Origin of the sequence: Rhodanobacter sp. B2A1Ga4 (assembly GCF_018101315.1) — a bacterium.
GTDB classification, from domain to species: Bacteria; Pseudomonadota; Gammaproteobacteria; order Xanthomonadales; family Rhodanobacteraceae; genus Rhodanobacter; species Rhodanobacter thiooxydans_A.
On sequence record NZ_JADBJR010000007.1, the window covers coordinates 25,929 to 41,934 of the forward strand.

Sequence of the window (16,006 nt, forward strand, 5' to 3'; positions counted from 1 at the left end):
AGGCTGGAAGGTGGTGGCGCCGGGTGGCGGGGAAGATCAAGAGCGCACCCCACCCCAGCCCTCCCCTGTTGCCCAGGGGAGGGAGCAGAGCGTGCAGGCAGGTGTCAGTCATGCGTGCGCTCCAAGGGCAGGTACAGCGAGAACACGGTGTGACCAGGGCGGCTGGCATGGCGCAGCTCGCCGCCATGTTCGTGGGCGATCTCGCGCGACAGTGCCAGGCCCAGGCCGGTGCCGTCGGCGCGGCCGGAGACCAGCGGCTGGAACAAGGTGTCGCGCAGCGCGGTGGGCACGCCGGGGCCGTCGTCGATCACATCCACCCGCAACGCCATGCGCAGCATCCGCTCGCCCACGCGCACGCCATGCTCGACCCGCGTGCGCAGGGTGAGCGCGCGCGCGCCGGCTTCCAGCGCGTTGCGGGCGAGATTGAGCAGGATCTGCTGCAGGCGGTCGGCGTCGCCATGCAGGTCGGGCACGCTGGGATCGTAGTCGTGATGCAGCTGCGGCGGCACGGGTTCGGCCAGCAGCAGGTCGGTGAGCCGTTCCAGCAGGCGATGGATGTTGACCGGACCGAGTTGCGCCGCGCCGTCGTGGTGCAGCAGGCGGTTGGCCAGCGCACCGAGGCGGTCGGCCTCGTCGATGATCATGCCGGCCAGCGCCTGCAGGTCCTCGCTGTCGACCCGCCGCTGCAGCAGCTGCGCCGCGCCGCGCAGGCCGGCCAGCGGGTTCTTCACCTCATGCGCGAAGCCGCGCAGCGTGGCCGACAGCGGCGAGCCGGTCGACGGCGGCTCGGCCAGCACGTGCACTTCCAGCAGCAGGCCATCGCCGAACGGCTGCAGCGCGATGTCCGCGCTGAGCTTGCGGTCGTCGGCCGTGGCCAGGGCCACGGCGCGCCACTGCGTCAGTCGCTGTTCCGCCAGCACCTTCGCGGCCTGCGCCGCACCCGCGTCGGCGTCATCCAGCAACAGCCCGAGCGGCTGCCCCACCACGTTGCGGAAACCCAGTTCCAGGCATTCGATCAGGGCGGGGTTGAGCCAGCGCAGGCGCAGCTCCGCGTCGACCAGGGCCAGCCCGGTCGCCATCTGCTCCGCCCACATCCGCCACGCCTGCTCGCCCATTGCACCATCATGGACAATGTTTCGTCTTGGTGCAAATTGGGCGGCGACACGGGGCAGCGTCAGCTTTTCTCTTCCCGGCTGCCCACGCAGCCCCGGGAGGTTTTGTGCCGGATGCCGGAGCCAGCTGCGCCGGCCATCCGCGATCTGCCGCCAGCGAATGGCGGGGCTCCCACATGTGCCTTGAATGAAGGCCGCCTCGGCGCGAGCGGATGGGCGCGACGCCAGAGAGGTCGCCCATCGATCCAGCGTCTCACGGCGTCTCCGCCGAGCTGCCGGCGAGGCACGACGGGTGGCTGCTGGTCGGGCATTTTTTACAGCGCATTCACCCGACTGATTCCACTGTAGACAGACACCCCCTGTGCGGGTGTCACGTCGGGAGCATCCCATGTCGTCGGAACAGCATGCCGGTCTGAGCCGGGAGTTCGTCGAGCAGCAACGGCTGCGACTGCTGGCATTGCGCAGGCAGTTGCTGGGCGGCGAGGAAGACGACCTGGCTGGCAGGCGCGCGTTCCAGTTGCAGCACGGCGACGAGGCCGAGGAAGAAGAGGACGACGCGCAGGATCTGTCGCAGCAGGAAGTCGACCAGGCGCTGCACGACGTGGACGATCGCCGCGTGGCGAACATCGAACGCGCACTGCAGAAAATCGGCGAGGGCAGTTACGGCCTGTCCGATCTCAGCGGCGAGCCGATCCCCAAGGCCCGGCTGGAGACCACGCCCGAAGCCGTGCTCACCATGCAGGAAGAACGTGCCCGCGAAGCCCGCGGATAACCCGCCTATCGTCAACGCCTGAAACGAGCCCGCCATGACCATCCTCGCCGCCGGCACCACCGCGCCGGAGTTCACCCTGCACTCCACCCCCGACCAGAGCGTGGCGCTGAAGGAATTCCGCGGCCACAACGTGATCCTGGCGTTCTACCCCGCCGACTGGAGCCCGGTGTGCAGCGACCAGCTGGCGCTGTACAACGAATTGCTGGACGAGTTCGCCCGCCTCAACGCGCAGCTGCTGGCGATCTCGGTCGACGGCACATGGAGCCATGCCGCGCTGGCGCGCGAACGCAAGTTCCACTTTCCGCTGCTGTCCGACTTCGAGCCGAAGGGCGAGGTGGCGCGCGCCTATGGTGTCTACGACGCAAAGGCCGGGGTGGCCGGGCGCGCGCTGTTCGTGATCGACGGCGACGGCGTGATCCGCTGGAGCTACCTGTCGCCGATGGGCGTGAACCCCGGCGCCGCCGGCATCATCAAGGCGCTGGAAGCGCTGCCGTCGAACAACATCCAGAAGACGCTGCCCGCCGACGCCGCGCAGGAGGCTGCATGATGCTGCACGAGGATTCGATCCTGGCCGTGCCGGTCGCCGCGCACGACCATATCCAGGGCAATACGCACGCCGTGGTGACCCTGGTGGAGTACGGCGATTTCCAGTGCCCCGCCTGCGGCATGGCCTATCCGCTGGTGAAGCAGCTGCAGCACCGCTACGCCGGCAACCTGCGCTTCGTGTTCCGCCACTTCCCGCTGAGCCAGGCGCATCCCTACGCCCAGATGGCCGCCGAACTGGCCGAGGCCGCGGCGGTCGAGGGCCAGTTCTGGGCGATGCACGACTGGCTGTACGAGAACCAGGACGACTGGGCGCCCCGCGGTGGCGCCGGCCTGGAAGCCGGCGTGCGCGCCCTGGGCCTGGACGAGCAGGCGCTCGCCGCCACCCTGCGCAATCCCGACATCGACGCGCACATCCGCCGCGACTTCATGGGCGGCGTGCGCAGCGGCGTCAACGGTACGCCCAGCTTCTACGTCAACGGCTACCTGTACCAGGGCGACTTCGACGCGCTGGTACACAACATCGGCCGGGTGATCGCCCGGCAGGCGTGACCTTGCGCCGACTCCGGCCACCACGCCAGCATCGATCAGGTCATGCACGGAATGTCCGCTGCCATGAGGCAGCTTCCATCACACGCTCGAAACCGGGACACCCACAACCATGAACGCGAAACCGACACCTTCCGCCAAGCCATTGCCGGGCAATCTCCGTGACCTGCTGCCGCAGCTGGAGAAGTTGTACACCGACATCCACGCCCACCCGGAACTGTCGATGCAGGAAACCCGCACCGCGGGCCTGGCCGCCGACCACCTGCGCGCCGCCGGCTACGAAGTGACCACCGGCGTCGGCAAGACCGGCGTCGTCGGCCTGTTGCGCAACGGCGACGGACCCACCGTGATGCTGCGCGCCGACATGGATGCGCTGCCGGTTGAGGAAGCCACCGGCGTGGCTTACGCGAGCAAGGTCACGGCGGTCGACCACGAGGGCAAGACCGTGCCGGTGATGCACGCCTGCGGCCACGACATGCACGTCACCTGGCTGGTAGGCGCGACGACGTTGATGGCGCAGACGCGGGACAGCTGGCGCGGCACGCTGATGGCGGTGTTCCAGCCGGCGGAGGAAACGGCCGAAGGCGCCCAGGCGATGATCGACGACGGCCTGTTCAAGCGTTTCCCCAAACCCGACGCGGTGCTCGGCCAGCACGTGATGGTCGGCCCGGCCGGTGCGATCGGCGGACGCAAGGGGGTGATCACCTCGGCCGCCGACAGCCTGCAGATTCGCCTGTTCGGGCGCGGTGCGCACGGCTCGATGCCGCAGGCCAGCATCGACCCGGTGGTGATGGCGGCGGCGACGGTGATGCGGCTGCAGACCATCGTCGCGCGCGAGCTGGCGCCGACCGAGGCGGCGGTGCTCACCATCGGCTCGCTGCAGGCCGGCACCAAGGAAAACGTGATCCCCGACGAGGCGGTGATCAAGCTCAACGTGCGCACCTTCGACGAGGGCGTACGCAAGCGCGTACTCGCCGCGATCACCCGCATCGTCAACGCCGAGGCGGCGGCCTCGGGCGCGCCGAAGCCGCCGGAGATCACGCCGCTGGACAACTATTCGCTGGTCACCAACGACGACGCGGCAACCGCCACCGTGGTCGAGGCGTTCCGCCAGCACTTCCCGGCCGATCGCATCCGGCAGACCGGGCCGACCTCGGCCAGCGAGGACTTCGGCTCGTTCGGCGCCGAATGGGGCGTGCCGTCGGTGTTCTGGTTCGTCGGCGGCACCGACCCCGACACCTACGCGAAGGCCAAGGCCGAAAACCGCCTCAATGAGATCCCGACCAACCACAACCCGCGCTTCCTGCCGGTACTCCATCCGACCCTGGAGACCGGCGTGGAGACACTGATGGTGGCCGCGCGGGCATGGCTGGCGGCAGCGCCCTGAACATGGAACACCCGACCGTAGCCACCCAGGTCGTGCTGCCTGTCCTGCTGGTCGTGCTGGACCTCGGCGGCACCTTCGTGTTCGCCATCAGCGGCGCGATGGTTGCCGTCCGGCATCGGCTCGATGTCTTCGGCGTGCTGGTGCTGGCGTTCGCGGCGGGCAACGCGGGCGGCATCACGCGCGACCTGCTGATCGGCGCGGTGCCGCCGGCGGCGATCGCCGACTGGAAGTATTCCGGCGTGTCCGCCCTGGCCGGGCTGGCCACCTTCTTCTGGTACCCGGCGGTGACGAAGAAGGTGGCCAACGACGTGCTGTGGTTCGATGCCGTGGGGCTGGCGTTCTTCGCGGTCGCCGGCGCGCAGAAGGCGCTGGCCCACGGCATCGACCCGACGATGGCGGCCCTGCTCGGCATGCTGACCGGCATCGGCGGCGGCATGCTGCGCGATGTGCTGGTATCCGGCATCCCCACCGTGCTGCGCGCCGACCTGTATGCGCTGGCGGCGCTTGCCGGCGCCAGTGTGGTGGTGAGCGCCCACCTGCTGCACCTGCACCCGATGGTCGCCGCGGCGGCCGGCGGTGGTGTGTGCTTCGCGCTGCGCTTCATGGCGATCCGGCACGGCTGGCGCCTGCCCACGGCGCGGCCGGCGCCGACGCTGACAGCGGACACACCGCACCACCGGCACCACGACGAAGGGCACTGACATGGGAACCTGCGTATTGCTATGCGGCCGGATGTTCGATGGCCTGGCCGATCGCCTGACCGGCCCGGTCGAGATCCTCGTGGAAGACGACCGCATTGCCGAGATCGGCCCCACCGTGCGCCGGCCGCCCGATGCGCAGACCATCGACCTGTCCGGGCGCACGGTGAGTCCCGGCTTCATCGACAGCCACGTCCACCTGACCATGAATGCCGCCGACCTGGCGCAGCAGACGCTGACGTCGTCCGCGGCCAAGGCGCTGAAGGGACTGAACATCGCCCGCGACTACATGCGCTACGGCTTCACCACGTTGCGCGACATGGGCTGCGTCGATCCCGACTTTCCCACCGTGGACCTGCGCAATGCGCTCGCCGCCGGCCTCGTCGAGGGGCCGCGGCTGATCGTCGCCGCGCACATCATCAGCTCGTCCGGCGGGCATGGCGACCTGCGCGGGTTCTACGGGCCGCGCTGGGACATCCCGGTTTCCGCCATCGCCGACGATGCGGGCGCAATCAAGGCGCTGGTTCGCCGCGAGCACACCTTCGGCAGCGACTGGATCAAGACCACCAATACCGGCGGCTACTTCAGCCCCGGCGACGACCCGGCCCGGGTGACGTGGTTCGACGACGAGATGAACCTGCTGGCCGCCACCGCGCGGCAACTGGGCATGCCGGTGGCGGTGCACACCGGCGCCGCCGACGGTTGCCGGCAGGCCATCCGCGCCGGCGCCCGCAGCCTCGAACACGCCTACCTGATCGATGCCGAGGCGCTGGCGCTGGCGAAGGAAGCCGGCACCTACCTGGTGCCGACGATGCAGATGACCCAGGAAGACCTGCACGCCCTGCACGAGCACACCCTGCCATGCCAGGCGATCTGGAAGTTCAGCCGCGACAGCGGCTCGATCGTCGACTCGCAGCGGTTGATCGCGCAGAGCGAGGTGAAAATCGCCTACGGCACCGATTGCGGCATGTTCCCCTTCAGCCACGGCATCCTCGAATTCCAGGCGATGGTGGCGGCGGGCCTCACGCCCGTGCGCGCGCTCAGGGCCGCCACCAGCGTCGCGGCGGAACTGCTCGGCCAGGACGACATCGGCGTGCTCGCGGTCGGCAAGCATGCCGACATCGTGGCCATGCCGGGCGATCCGCTGGCCGACATCGGCGCCACCGCCCGGGTGGATTTCGTGATGAAGAGCGGCCGCGTCTATCGCCGCCCGGAGCCGGCAGCGGCGACGAGCCGCTGAAGACTGGAACGCAACGGGCCGGCCACGGCGCGGGCACCGTCGGCGCTCAGCCGAACTGCACGCTCAGCATCGAGATCGAGCCGCCGTCCATGCCTTCGACCGGGAACGTCACGGCGTCACCCTCGTGGCTGGCACCGAGCACGTACAGCAGCGGCAGGTAATGATCCGGCGTCGGCACCGACAACTCCGCGTCGCGGCCCAGCGCTTCGTAATCGGTCAGTGCGTGGTGGTCGCCCTGCAGCATCAGCTCGCGCGCCTTCGCCTCGAAGCGCAGTGCCCAGTCGAACGGTTCGACCGGGTGCCGGCCCCAGGCATAGCTGTGCAGGTTGTGCACCACGTCGCCGCTGCCGATCAGCAGGATGCCCTCGTCGCGCAGCGGCCGCAGCAGCCGGCCCAGGCCGTAGTGGAACGCCGGCGGCTGCGACTCGTCGATGGACAGCTGCACCACCGGCACGTCGGCATCGGGATAGACGTGGCACAGCACCGACCAGGTGCCGTGGTCCAGCCCCCACGACAGGTCCGCGCGCACGTCGAGCGGGCGCAGCAGTTCGCGCACGCGACGCACCAGCTCGTGGTCGCCGGGCGCGGGGTAGTGCACCTCGAACAGCTCGCGCGGGAAGCCGCCGAAATCGTGGATGGTGCGCGGCGCCGCCATCGCGGTGACCGCGGTATCGGGCAGGTACCAGTGCGCCGACACCGACAGCACTGCGCGCGGCCGCGGCAGGCGCTGGCCGAGCGCCGCCCAGCCCCGTGTCCAGGCGTTGTCGTGCAGCGCGTTCATCGGATTGCCATGGCCGAAGAAGATCGTCGGCATCCGGGTCGCCGGGGTATCTCGCTCAGGCATCGGGAGCCCTCCACTCGTGACGGTTCACATCCACGTATTGCTGACATTCGCGGCGTTAGTCTGGCGTGATCGGCGGCGCGGCACCATGGGTCGTGAATGGACGGCCATTCGCATCGCACGCGTCGCGCCACTTCTGACCATCCCGCCGGTACAGACGAAACCGGCAATCAACCCGATGCAGCCACTGGGAGACAACCATGAATATCGCCTTGATCGGCGTCAGCGGCCGCGTCGGCTCGCGCCTGCTGGCGGAACTGCTGCGGCGCGGCCACCAGGTCACCGGCATCGCCCGCGACACCAGTATGGTGGCCCGCCAGCCGCAGCTGCTGCTCAAGCACGGCGACGCCAACCAGCCGGCGCAACTGGTACCGCTGCTGGCCGGCCACGACGCGGTGCTCAGCGCGCTGAAATTCGCCACGACCGACGCCGCATCGCTGATCGCCGCGGTAAAGCAGGCGGGAGTCGGCCGCCTGCTGGTGGTCGGCGGCGCGGCCACGCTGGAAGTGGCGCCGGGCCAGATCCTGCTGGACGACCCGGGCTTTCCCGCGGCCTATCGGCCCGAGGCCGAGGGCGGCCGCCGCTTCCTCGACGCCTTGCGCGGCGAGCACACGCTCGACTGGACCTTCCTGTCGCCGTCGGCCGAGCTCGTACCCGGCGAGCGCACCGGCAAGTTCCGGCTGGGCAGCGACCAGTTGCTCACCGACGCGAACGGCAAGAGCTGGATCTCGATGGAGGACTACGCGATCGCCCTCGTCGACGAACTGGAAGCGCCGAAGCACTCGCGGCAGCGTTTCACGGTGGGCTACTGATATTCACCAACATTCCGACCAGAGGACTCGCCCCATGAAGAAATCCGGCTCCAACAAGGCCTCCGTGCAGCGCCTGCAGCATGCCCCGCTGGCCACCCCCACCGACCTCGACGCCCGCGCCACCCGCGACGTGAGCGGCGCCATGAATGCGATCCTCGCCGACGTGTTCGCGCTGTACCTGAAGACCAAGAACTTCCACTGGCACATGAGCGGGCCGAATTTCCGCGACTACCACCTGCTGCTCGACGAGCAGGGCGACCAGCTGTTCGCAATGACCGACCCGATCGCCGAACGCATCCGCAAGATCGGCGGCAGCACGCTGCGTTCGATCGGCCACATCGCGCGGCTGCAGCGCGTCGACGACAACGACGCCGAGTACGTCGAACCGGCCGACATGCTGGCCGAGCTGCGCGAGGACAACAAGGCGCTGGCCGCGCGCCTGCGCGAGGCGCACGGCGTGTGCGACGAGCGCCACGACATCGCCACCGCCAGCCTGATCGAGGAATGGATCGACGAGACCGAGCGGCGCACCTGGTTCCTGTTCGAGACCAGCCGCCGCGGCGATTCCAGCGGGCACTGACTGCCGCGCATGTCGCCACGCGCAGCGCCGGCCACCATCCCCTTCTTCACCATGGCGGGCGCAGCAAACCCGGCCTGCCATTGAGAGATCACCCGCCGCGGCGATTCCAGCGGCACCGCAGCACGTCACCCACGAGGAAGTTCCCATGACTACGTTCAAGGTCGGTTACATCGTCGGCAGCCTCGCCAAGGGCTCCATCAACCGCCTGCTGGCCAAGGCACTGGTCCGGCTCGCACCGCCCACGTTGCAGCTGGTGGAGATCCCGATCCGCGACCTGCCGTTGTACAGCTACGACTACGATGCCGACTACCCGCCGGTGGCGCGCGCGTTCAAGCAGGCGATCGCCGGGGTCGACGCGATCCTGTTCGTCACCCCGGAATACAACCGCTCGATTCCCGGCGCGCTGAAGAACGCGATCGACTGGGCCAGCCGGCCATGGGGCAAGAACTCGTTCGCGCGCAAGCCGTCCGGCGTGATCGGCACCTCGCCCGGCTCGATCGGCACCGCGGTCGCCCAGCAGCAGCTGCGCGGCGTGCTGTGCTTCTGCAATTCGCCGCTGATGAACACGATCGAGGCGTACATCCAGTTCAGCCCCGGCCTGATCGCCGAGGACGGTACGGTCAGCAACGACTCCACCGCCGAGTTCCTGAGCAACTACATGAAGGAGCTGCACGTCTTCATCGAGCGCGTGCTCACCGTACTGCCCAGGGAAGACTAGGCCGTCGCCGTCGTTGCCGCCGGAACCGGCGGCAACGACGCTGGACCAGTGCAGCGACGACGGCGGGGAAGTCCATGGCCTCCATATCCTCCACGCGCCTGAGCGTGTATGCCGCGCTGGCGGGCAATCTGCTGGTCGCCCTCACCAAGACCGCCGCCGCGATCGGCACCGGCAGCTCGGCGATGCTCAGCGAGGCCGTCCATTCGTTCGTCGACAGCGGCAACGAACTGTTACTGCTGCACGGCATGCGCCGCTCGACGCAGCAAGCCGACCTGGAGCACCCACTGGGCTACGGTCGCGAGCTGTACTTCTGGAGTTTCATCGTCGCCCTGATGGTGTTCGCGCTGGGCGCGGGCGTGTCGATCTACCAAGGCGTCGTCCACGTCCGCCAGCCGCAGCCGATCAGCCGCCCGCTGGTGAGCTACGTGGTGTTCGGCCTGTGCTTCGTGTTCGAGGGCGCGTCGTGGCTGATCTCGCTGCGCCACTTCAAGGCGGCCAAGGGACCGCTTGGTTACTACGAGGCCTTTCTGTGCAGCAAGGACCCACCATCCTTCATGGTGCTGTTCGAGGACAGCGCGGCCCTGCTGGGCATCGCGATCGCCACCCTCGGCACGTTTGCCGCCACCACGCTCGATGCGCCGGTTTTCGATGGCGTCGCCTCGATCCTCATCGGCTTGGTGCTCGCCGTCGTCGCCGCCCTGCTGGCGCGCGAAAGCAAGAGCCTGCTGATCGGTGAGCGGGCCGATCGCCGGCTCGGCGCGTCGATCATGCGCATGGCGGGCGAGCACGACGCGATCGCCCGCGCCAACGGGCTGATCACGGTGCAGCTTGCGCCGAATCAGGTCGTCGTCGCGCTCAGCCTGACGTTCCTCGACGACGTGCGCGCGTCCGTGATCGAGGAGCTGGTGCACCGGCTCGAACTCGATATCCGCCGCCGCCATCCGGAAGTGGTCGCCCTGTTCGTGAAGCCGCAAACCGCCGAGGCCTACGCGGCGTCCGTGCATCGACGCTTCGGCGGCGGCATGGACGAGTAGCCCGCATCGCGTGCAAAGCGGCGCCGGATCAGTGGAAAACCAGGCGCGCCCCCAGCATCCAGGTGCGGCCAGGGCCAGGTTCGAAATAGCGCCCGTTGCTGTCGTTGACGATCACCGAGCCGATGTAGCGGCGGTTGCCGAGGTTGTCCACGCGGGCGCTGAGCTGCAGTCGCGTGCCCTTGCCCAAGGCAAAGGTGTAGCCGGCGTCGATGCCCAGCAAGCCATAGCCGGCCGCACGATCGGTGCCGGTGTCGTCGACGCTGACCACACCCACGCCGGTCAGGTCCAGGCTTTCATTCCAGCCCAGCTCGCCGCCGTGCCGGATGCGCAAGGAACCATAGTTTTCGGGCACGCCCGGCATGCGGGTACCCGCGGACACCGGCGTGCTGACCGCGGTGCAGGGCGTGGCCCGGCAGGCGAGGAACGCACTGCGGAAACGCGCCTGCAGGCGGGTGAAGCCGGCGCTGATCTGCCAGTCGTCGGCAAGCTGCCCGGTCAGGGACAACTCGACGCCCTGGCGCCGCGTGTCGCCGACATTCTGGTAGGTGGAACGGCCGCCCTGGCTGGTCCTGACCGCCAGCTCGTCGCGCGTATCGGTGCGGAACACCGCCGTGTCGAAGGCCAGTGCACGCGTGACCTGCCACTTGGCACCCAGCTCCAGGTTGCGGCTGCGTGCCGGACGCAGGTCGAAGGCCAGGCCAGGCCGGTCATCGCTGCGGTAGCCGAGTTCGTTGAAGCTCGGCGTTTCGAAACCCTTGCCGTAGCTGGCGTAGAGCCGCAGGTCGTCGCTGGGCCGGAAGCCCAGCCCGAGCACCGGCGTGGTGGCCGTGTAGTTCACCCCGCCGCTGTCGTCCGGATTGGTCGCCGTGACGTAGTGGTCGCGTGCGCGGAAGCGCACGTCGTCATGTCGCATGCCGAGCAGCAGCGACCATCGTTCGGCGAAGTGCCAGTACCACTGCGCGTACTCGTCGACGCTGTCGACATTGTCGTCCTCGTTCCGGCGCAACGCGCCGGTCACCCCCAGCGTGTCGCCGACGAAGTTCTCGTAGCCGCGGCGATGCTGCCATTGCCCGTCGGCACTCACGCCCAGCACGAACTCGACGTCGCGACCGGCCAGCTGGCCAGTGCGGGTCCAGCGCGCGTCGAGGCCGCCGTAGTCGGTATCCAGCGCCACCACGCCGCCCGCCGACAACGGGCTTCGCTGGGCGCTCACCGGGATCGACTGGTACTGCGCGATGTTGCGCTGGCCGAAGTAGCCCATCACCCGCACCTGGTCGCTGCCGTCCAGCGGCTGCTCGTAGATGGCGCCCAGCTGGTTCTGCTCGATGCGCTTGCGCGTGTCGTACTGGACGGCGACCGCGGCGACCTGTCGCGGATCGACGTCGACCTGCGCGCGGGTGAGGCCGAGCGGATCCTGCGACACCGGCTGGTTCAGGCGGTTCGCCACGATGGTGAGCTTCTTCCCGTCGCCCAGGTCCACCCCGAACCGGGCGTTGTCCGATTCGCGGCGCACCCGGCTGTGCCGTCGGTAGCCGCCGGAAAGGAACAGCGAGCCGGCGACGTTGTAGTCGACCGGCCCCAGCGTGCCGCGCGTGTCGACGCTGGTGCGGAAGGTGTCGTGGCTGCCGGCGTTCACGCCCAGCGTGGTCACCGGCACCGGCGTGCCTTCCGCGCTCCACAGCTGCACCACGCCGCCGGCGGCATTGCCGTAGAGCACCGAGAACGGGCCACGCAGTATCTCGACGCGGTCGGCCGAATCGAAGTTGAAGTGCGAGACCTGGCCCTGCCCATCCGGCAAGGTCGCCGGGATGCCGTCCACATACAGGCGGATGCTGCGCACGCCGAAAGTTGCGCGCGAACCGAAGCCGCGGATCGAGATCTGCACGTCCTGCGCATAGTTCTGCCGGTCACGCGCGAGGATGCCCGGCACGCCGACCAGCGACTCGGAAAGGTTCACGCCCGGCTGGCCGGATGCGGCAGGATCGATCTGCACCATGCTGAGCGCGGCGGGCAGGTCGAACGGGGGAATGTCCATGCGGATCGCAGTGACCTGCACCGCGGGCAAGGTCGGCGGCGCCGTACGGGCCGGGTCAACCCTCGCCGGCACGGGCTCTTGGGCGGCAACCCGTTGCTGGGCGAACCCCAGGCAAAACAGGATCGCGACGACCGGCCAGCGGACCGCAACTCTGCCAGCGGGGGCACGACCGGACGAGCCGCCACCCGGCCCGGAACCGCCTCCGGGCAAAGCCGACGCGACGAAAGCCGGGGCGGAATAATCGAGGACACGCGGACACATGCCACCAGTGTGTCACGAAGCTCCGACGGCAAGGCGTGTCACGAACGCGTCACGCTGTTACTCCCAATATCCCGAGCGGCGGGCCACGATTTCCAGTGTTGCCGGCGGCCGGAAGTGTGGGTGGGGGAACCGGCACAACGCCCGATGGCCGCTCCTCCACCGGCTCCTGCGCAGATCGTTCTCGCCACCCATAGCATCCTTCCCGCAGAGGTAGCTGCCCGTGAACTCGCGCGTCGCACCGCATCGCTCCACCCTGGCCAACGCCATCTATGGCCTGCTCAATCCCCTTCCGTTCGGCTTCTTTGTCGCCGCGCTGATTTTCGACATCCTCTATGTGCGGACCGCCGGCGTGTTGTGGAACAAGGGCGCCGCCTGGCTGATCGTGTTCGGCTTGTTGCTCGCGGTGATCCCGCGCTTCGTCAACCTCGCCCAGGTCTGGATCACCTCCCGACAGATCGCCCGAAGCGCCGACAAGCTGGACTTCTGGCTCAACCTGTTCGCCATCGTCGCGGCGATCTTCAATGCGTTCGTGCACAGCCGCGACGCCTACGCGGTGGTTCCCACCGGCGTATGGCTCTCGGTGTGCACGGTCATCCTGCTGGCCATCGCCCACCTCGTGATGGCCGTGCAGCACTCTGCAGCGAAGGAGTACATCCATGAATAAGATCATCCTTCGCAGTGTGCTGGCATTGGTCTTCGGGATGATTCTGGCGGCATGCAGCGGGAAGGCGTCGTATCAACCCGCGCAGCAGTCGGGCGACGCCCCGCCGCTGCCAGGCGCCCGCAACTTCCTGGTCCCGCCGATGCAGGTTCCCCGCTATGCCGGCTGGCAGCAGGGCCAGGCGCCGAAGGTGGCGGCCGGGCTCAGGATCGAAAAGATCGCCAGCGGACTCATGCACCCGCGCCAGCTTTACACCCTCCCCAACGGCGACATCCTCGTGGTGGAATCCAACGGCCCCGGCTCCGAGCCGGTGACCACGCCGAAGCAGCTGATCGCCAACAAGGTCAAGAATCTCTCGGGCAAGGGTGCGAAAGGCGGCAACCGGATCACCCTGCTGCGCCACACCGGCAACGCCGGTGGCGAGTGGGAGAAGCACGTCTTCATCGAGCACTTGCACTCGCCGTTCGGCGTGGCGCTGATCGGCGACACGCTGTACGTGGCCAACACCGACGCAATCGTGAAGTTCCCCTACGTCACGGGCGAAACGCAGATCACCGCGCCCGGGGTGGAGTTCACCGACCTGCCGGCCACCATCAACCATCACTGGACCAAGGCACTGGTGGCCAGCCCGGACGGCCGCAAGCTGTACGTCGGCGTCGGCTCCAACAGCAACATCACCGAGAACGGCATCGACCAGGAATACCGGCGCGCGAACGTGCTGGAGGTGGACGTGGCCAGCGCCGGCAGCCGGATCTATGCCTCGGGCCTGCGCAATCCGACCGGGCTGCAGATCGAGCCGCATACGGGCAAGCTCTGGGCGATCGTCAACGAGCGCGACGAGATCGGCGCGGACCTGGTGCCCGACTACCTGACCTCGGTCCAGCCGGGCGGTTTCTACGGCTGGCCATACAGTTACTTCGGCCAGCACGTGGACAGCCGCGTCATGCCGCAGCGGCCGGACCTGGTGGCGAAGGCGATCAAGCCCGACTACGCGCTGGGCTCGCACGTCGCCGCGCTCGGGCTGCTGTTCTCGGACAGCAACGCGCTGCCGGAGAAGTATCACAACGGGGCCTTCGTCAGCGAGCATGGCAGCTGGGACCGCTCGCCACTGAGCGGCTACGCCGTCGTCCATGTCGCGTTCGTGGACGGCAAGCCGACCGGCGTGCCCGAACCGCTCGTCACCGGCTTTTACTCGGACGACGAATCGCAGCTGTACGGTGCACCGGTCGGGTTGGCGCAGGACAAGGACGGCGCACTGCTGATCGCAGACGATGTGGGCGACGCGGTCTGGCGCGTCACCGCCGCCTCGCCCTGAATACCGGCGCGGAGCCAGCCGGTCAGTGCTCGCCACTCGCGTGGCCGGCGAACGCCGGCCACGCCTCATGACGACGATTTGCCGAATGACGCGTCGACGCTGGCCGAGCCCGCGCCATTGCGCACGAACCACAGCAGGCCACCGGCGATCGACAGGTTCTTCATGAAGTTGACCATCTGGTTCGGGTCGGCGAAATGCGTGTGCGCGATCAGCGCCGAGCCTACGGTGAACAGCGCGATGACGGCAGCCACCCAACGCGTCTTGAACCCGAACAGCAGGGCGAGCCCGCCACCCAGTTCGATGAGGATGACCAGCGGGGTCACCACGCCGACCAGGGGAATGCCCATGTGGGCGAAATAACCTTCGGTGCCGCTGTAGCCGGTCAGTTTCTGCCAGCCCGAGATGATGAAGAGCTGCGCCATCAACAGGCGTGCCGCTACGCTGATCAACTTGTCCACGATGTTCTCCACTTTCACGGAATTGAGCTTGCCGACCCGCCGGTTACGCGCTGGAGAAGCCGCCCGCCGGCGCCCTGATGAAACGCGTCTTGGACCAACGGCCTGCGCCCGCGGCACCGCGTTGCATGCCGCGCGGTCGGCGATGCTCGGCCACCTCGACGCGATCGATGGAAGGATCGACACCGTCGTGGGCCATCGCGCTGCGCGAAGTTGATCCGTCGCCCGTCACACATGCGTGAACGCTGCAAGGTGGAGATGCCGCAAGATTTTCCGGTCGGCATGGCTGCGGGGATGCTGCAGAAAGTCCGGCAATGCTTTTACTTTTCGTGAGGCGCCAACCACGCGCCGAGGCTTTCACCGGCCCGGATTTTTCACGTTGTCTTGAGCCCGCAGCAGAGTAGCGTTGCCGAGTCCGGCAAGTCGCCGGGCAGGGGCATCAACCTGGGGGAACATCATGACGACGAACTCGCTCGAGAGCATCGACACCCGGTGCGATACCCCTGCCGATCCTGCGCGGCGGCGCCTGCTGGCTGGCCTGCTCACCGCCTACACCGCCTCGCTGATCCCCTGGGCGCTGGCGCAACCGGCCCCGCGCGCCGACCTCGGCGCGTTCACCGCGCTGTCGGCAATCCTGGTGGGTCGGCAAGCGCTGGATGCTGCGCAGGCGACGCGCCTGTACGACGCCCTCGCCGCCACTCATCCGAACTTTTCGGCCGACGTGCAGGCGCTGCTGGCCCTGATCAACGAACGCCACATCGACCCGCTGCAATTGCAGGGCGTGCTGGACGGCGAGCATTCGCCGCTGGCGCCGCTGCCGCGCCAGATCATGAGTGCCTGGATGCTGGGCGTGATCGGCAGCGGCGAAGGCGCGCGCTGCGTCGCCTACGAGACCGCGCTCAACGCGGTGATCGTGGCCGATGTGCTGAAGCCGCCGACCTATGCCTACGGCAGCTATGGCAGCTGGGCCGCCAAACCCAACACCTGAGGAGT

General features: G+C 68.4%; 17 protein-coding genes. 13 read left to right on the forward strand and 4 right to left on the reverse strand.

The window, feature by feature from the left end; all coding sequences use genetic code 11:
* Window positions 1-104: 104 nt before the first annotated feature.
* Complete coding sequence (locus IMW82_RS16715) at window positions 105-1,115, reverse strand: ATP-binding protein (RefSeq protein WP_211005403.1); 1,011 nt, start codon at window positions 1,113-1,115, stop codon at window positions 105-107.
* Between the two features lie 385 nt (window positions 1,116-1,500).
* Here IMW82_RS16715 and IMW82_RS16720 point away from each other — a divergent pair, with 385 nt between their 5' ends.
* The 6 genes from IMW82_RS16720 (at window position 1,501) to IMW82_RS16745 (ending at window position 6,301) form a co-directional block, all read left to right on the forward strand.
* On the forward strand, window positions 1,501-1,884 hold the full coding sequence (locus IMW82_RS16720; RefSeq protein WP_211005404.1) for a TraR/DksA family transcriptional regulator: 384 nt from the start codon (window positions 1,501-1,503) through the stop codon (window positions 1,882-1,884).
* Window positions 1,885-1,918: 34 nt separating this feature from the next.
* Window positions 1,919-2,431, forward strand: a complete 513-nt coding sequence (locus IMW82_RS16725; protein WP_211005405.1) for a redoxin domain-containing protein — start codon at window positions 1,919-1,921, stop codon at window positions 2,429-2,431.
* Window positions 2,428-2,979: a DsbA family protein gene (locus IMW82_RS16730; RefSeq protein ID WP_234411357.1), complete on the forward strand. Its 552-nt coding sequence runs from the start codon at window positions 2,428-2,430 to the stop codon at window positions 2,977-2,979. Before IMW82_RS16725 ends, IMW82_RS16730 begins: the two co-directional genes overlap by 4 nt.
* A 109-nt stretch (window positions 2,980-3,088) precedes the next feature.
* Window positions 3,089-4,363: a M20 family metallopeptidase gene (locus IMW82_RS16735; protein WP_211005406.1), complete on the forward strand. Its 1,275-nt coding sequence runs from the start codon at window positions 3,089-3,091 to the stop codon at window positions 4,361-4,363.
* A gap of 2 nt (window positions 4,364-4,365) precedes the next feature.
* Window positions 4,366-5,064, forward strand: coding sequence for a trimeric intracellular cation channel family protein (locus tag IMW82_RS16740; RefSeq protein WP_211005407.1), 699 nt, complete (start codon window positions 4,366-4,368; stop codon window positions 5,062-5,064).
* A 1-nt stretch (window position 5,065) separates the two neighbouring features.
* Window positions 5,066-6,301 carry an amidohydrolase family protein gene (locus IMW82_RS16745; protein ID WP_211005408.1) on the forward strand — a complete coding sequence of 412 codons (1,236 nt, stop codon included), beginning with the start codon at window positions 5,066-5,068 and terminating at the stop codon, window positions 6,299-6,301.
* Window positions 6,302-6,347: 46 nt separating this feature from the next.
* Here the strand turns inward: IMW82_RS16745 and ygiD are convergent, their stop codons facing one another.
* Window positions 6,348-7,145: a 4,5-DOPA dioxygenase extradiol gene (ygiD, locus tag IMW82_RS16750; protein ID WP_244754408.1), complete on the reverse strand. Its 798-nt coding sequence runs from the start codon at window positions 7,143-7,145 to the stop codon at window positions 6,348-6,350.
* Window positions 7,146-7,342: 197 nt separating this feature from the next.
* Here ygiD and IMW82_RS16755 point away from each other — a divergent pair, with 197 nt between their 5' ends.
* The 4 genes from IMW82_RS16755 (at window position 7,343) to IMW82_RS16770 (ending at window position 10,286) form a co-directional block, all read left to right on the forward strand.
* Complete coding sequence (locus IMW82_RS16755; RefSeq protein WP_211005409.1) at window positions 7,343-7,954, forward strand: NAD(P)-dependent oxidoreductase; 612 nt, start codon at window positions 7,343-7,345, stop codon at window positions 7,952-7,954.
* A gap of 34 nt (window positions 7,955-7,988) precedes the next feature.
* Entirely contained in the window at window positions 7,989-8,534 is a 546-nt protein-coding gene (locus tag IMW82_RS16760; protein ID WP_211005410.1) for a DNA starvation/stationary phase protection protein, read from the forward strand.
* A gap of 145 nt (window positions 8,535-8,679) precedes the next feature.
* Window positions 8,680-9,252, forward strand: coding sequence for an NADPH-dependent FMN reductase (locus tag IMW82_RS16765; RefSeq protein ID WP_108472228.1), 573 nt, complete (start codon window positions 8,680-8,682; stop codon window positions 9,250-9,252).
* Between the two features lie 74 nt (window positions 9,253-9,326).
* A complete protein-coding gene (locus tag IMW82_RS16770; protein ID WP_211005411.1) occupies window positions 9,327-10,286 on the forward strand; it encodes a cation diffusion facilitator family transporter in 960 nt (319 codons plus the stop codon).
* A gap of 28 nt (window positions 10,287-10,314) precedes the next feature.
* On the opposite strand, the gene IMW82_RS16775 is transcribed toward IMW82_RS16770, so the two are convergent.
* A complete protein-coding gene (locus tag IMW82_RS16775) occupies window positions 10,315-12,321 on the reverse strand; it encodes a TonB-dependent receptor (RefSeq protein ID WP_211005412.1) in 2,007 nt (668 codons plus the stop codon).
* A gap of 481 nt (window positions 12,322-12,802) precedes the next feature.
* On the opposite strand from IMW82_RS16775, the gene IMW82_RS16780 reads away from it, so the two are divergent.
* Window positions 12,803-13,246, forward strand: a complete 444-nt coding sequence (locus tag IMW82_RS16780; RefSeq protein WP_211005413.1) for a hypothetical protein — start codon at window positions 12,803-12,805, stop codon at window positions 13,244-13,246.
* Complete coding sequence (locus IMW82_RS16785) at window positions 13,239-14,558, forward strand: sorbosone dehydrogenase family protein (protein ID WP_211005414.1); 1,320 nt, start codon at window positions 13,239-13,241, stop codon at window positions 14,556-14,558. Before IMW82_RS16780 ends, IMW82_RS16785 begins: the two co-directional genes overlap by 8 nt.
* A 65-nt stretch (window positions 14,559-14,623) precedes the next feature.
* On the opposite strand, the gene IMW82_RS16790 is transcribed toward IMW82_RS16785, so the two are convergent.
* On the reverse strand, window positions 14,624-15,016 hold the full coding sequence (locus IMW82_RS16790; protein ID WP_345777144.1) for a DoxX family protein: 393 nt from the start codon (window positions 15,014-15,016) through the stop codon (window positions 14,624-14,626).
* Window positions 15,017-15,470: 454 nt separating this feature from the next.
* On the opposite strand from IMW82_RS16790, the gene IMW82_RS16795 reads away from it, so the two are divergent.
* On the forward strand, window positions 15,471-16,001 hold the full coding sequence (locus tag IMW82_RS16795; RefSeq protein ID WP_211005415.1) for a sugar dehydrogenase complex small subunit: 531 nt from the start codon (window positions 15,471-15,473) through the stop codon (window positions 15,999-16,001).
* Window positions 16,002-16,006 lie beyond the last annotated feature (5 nt).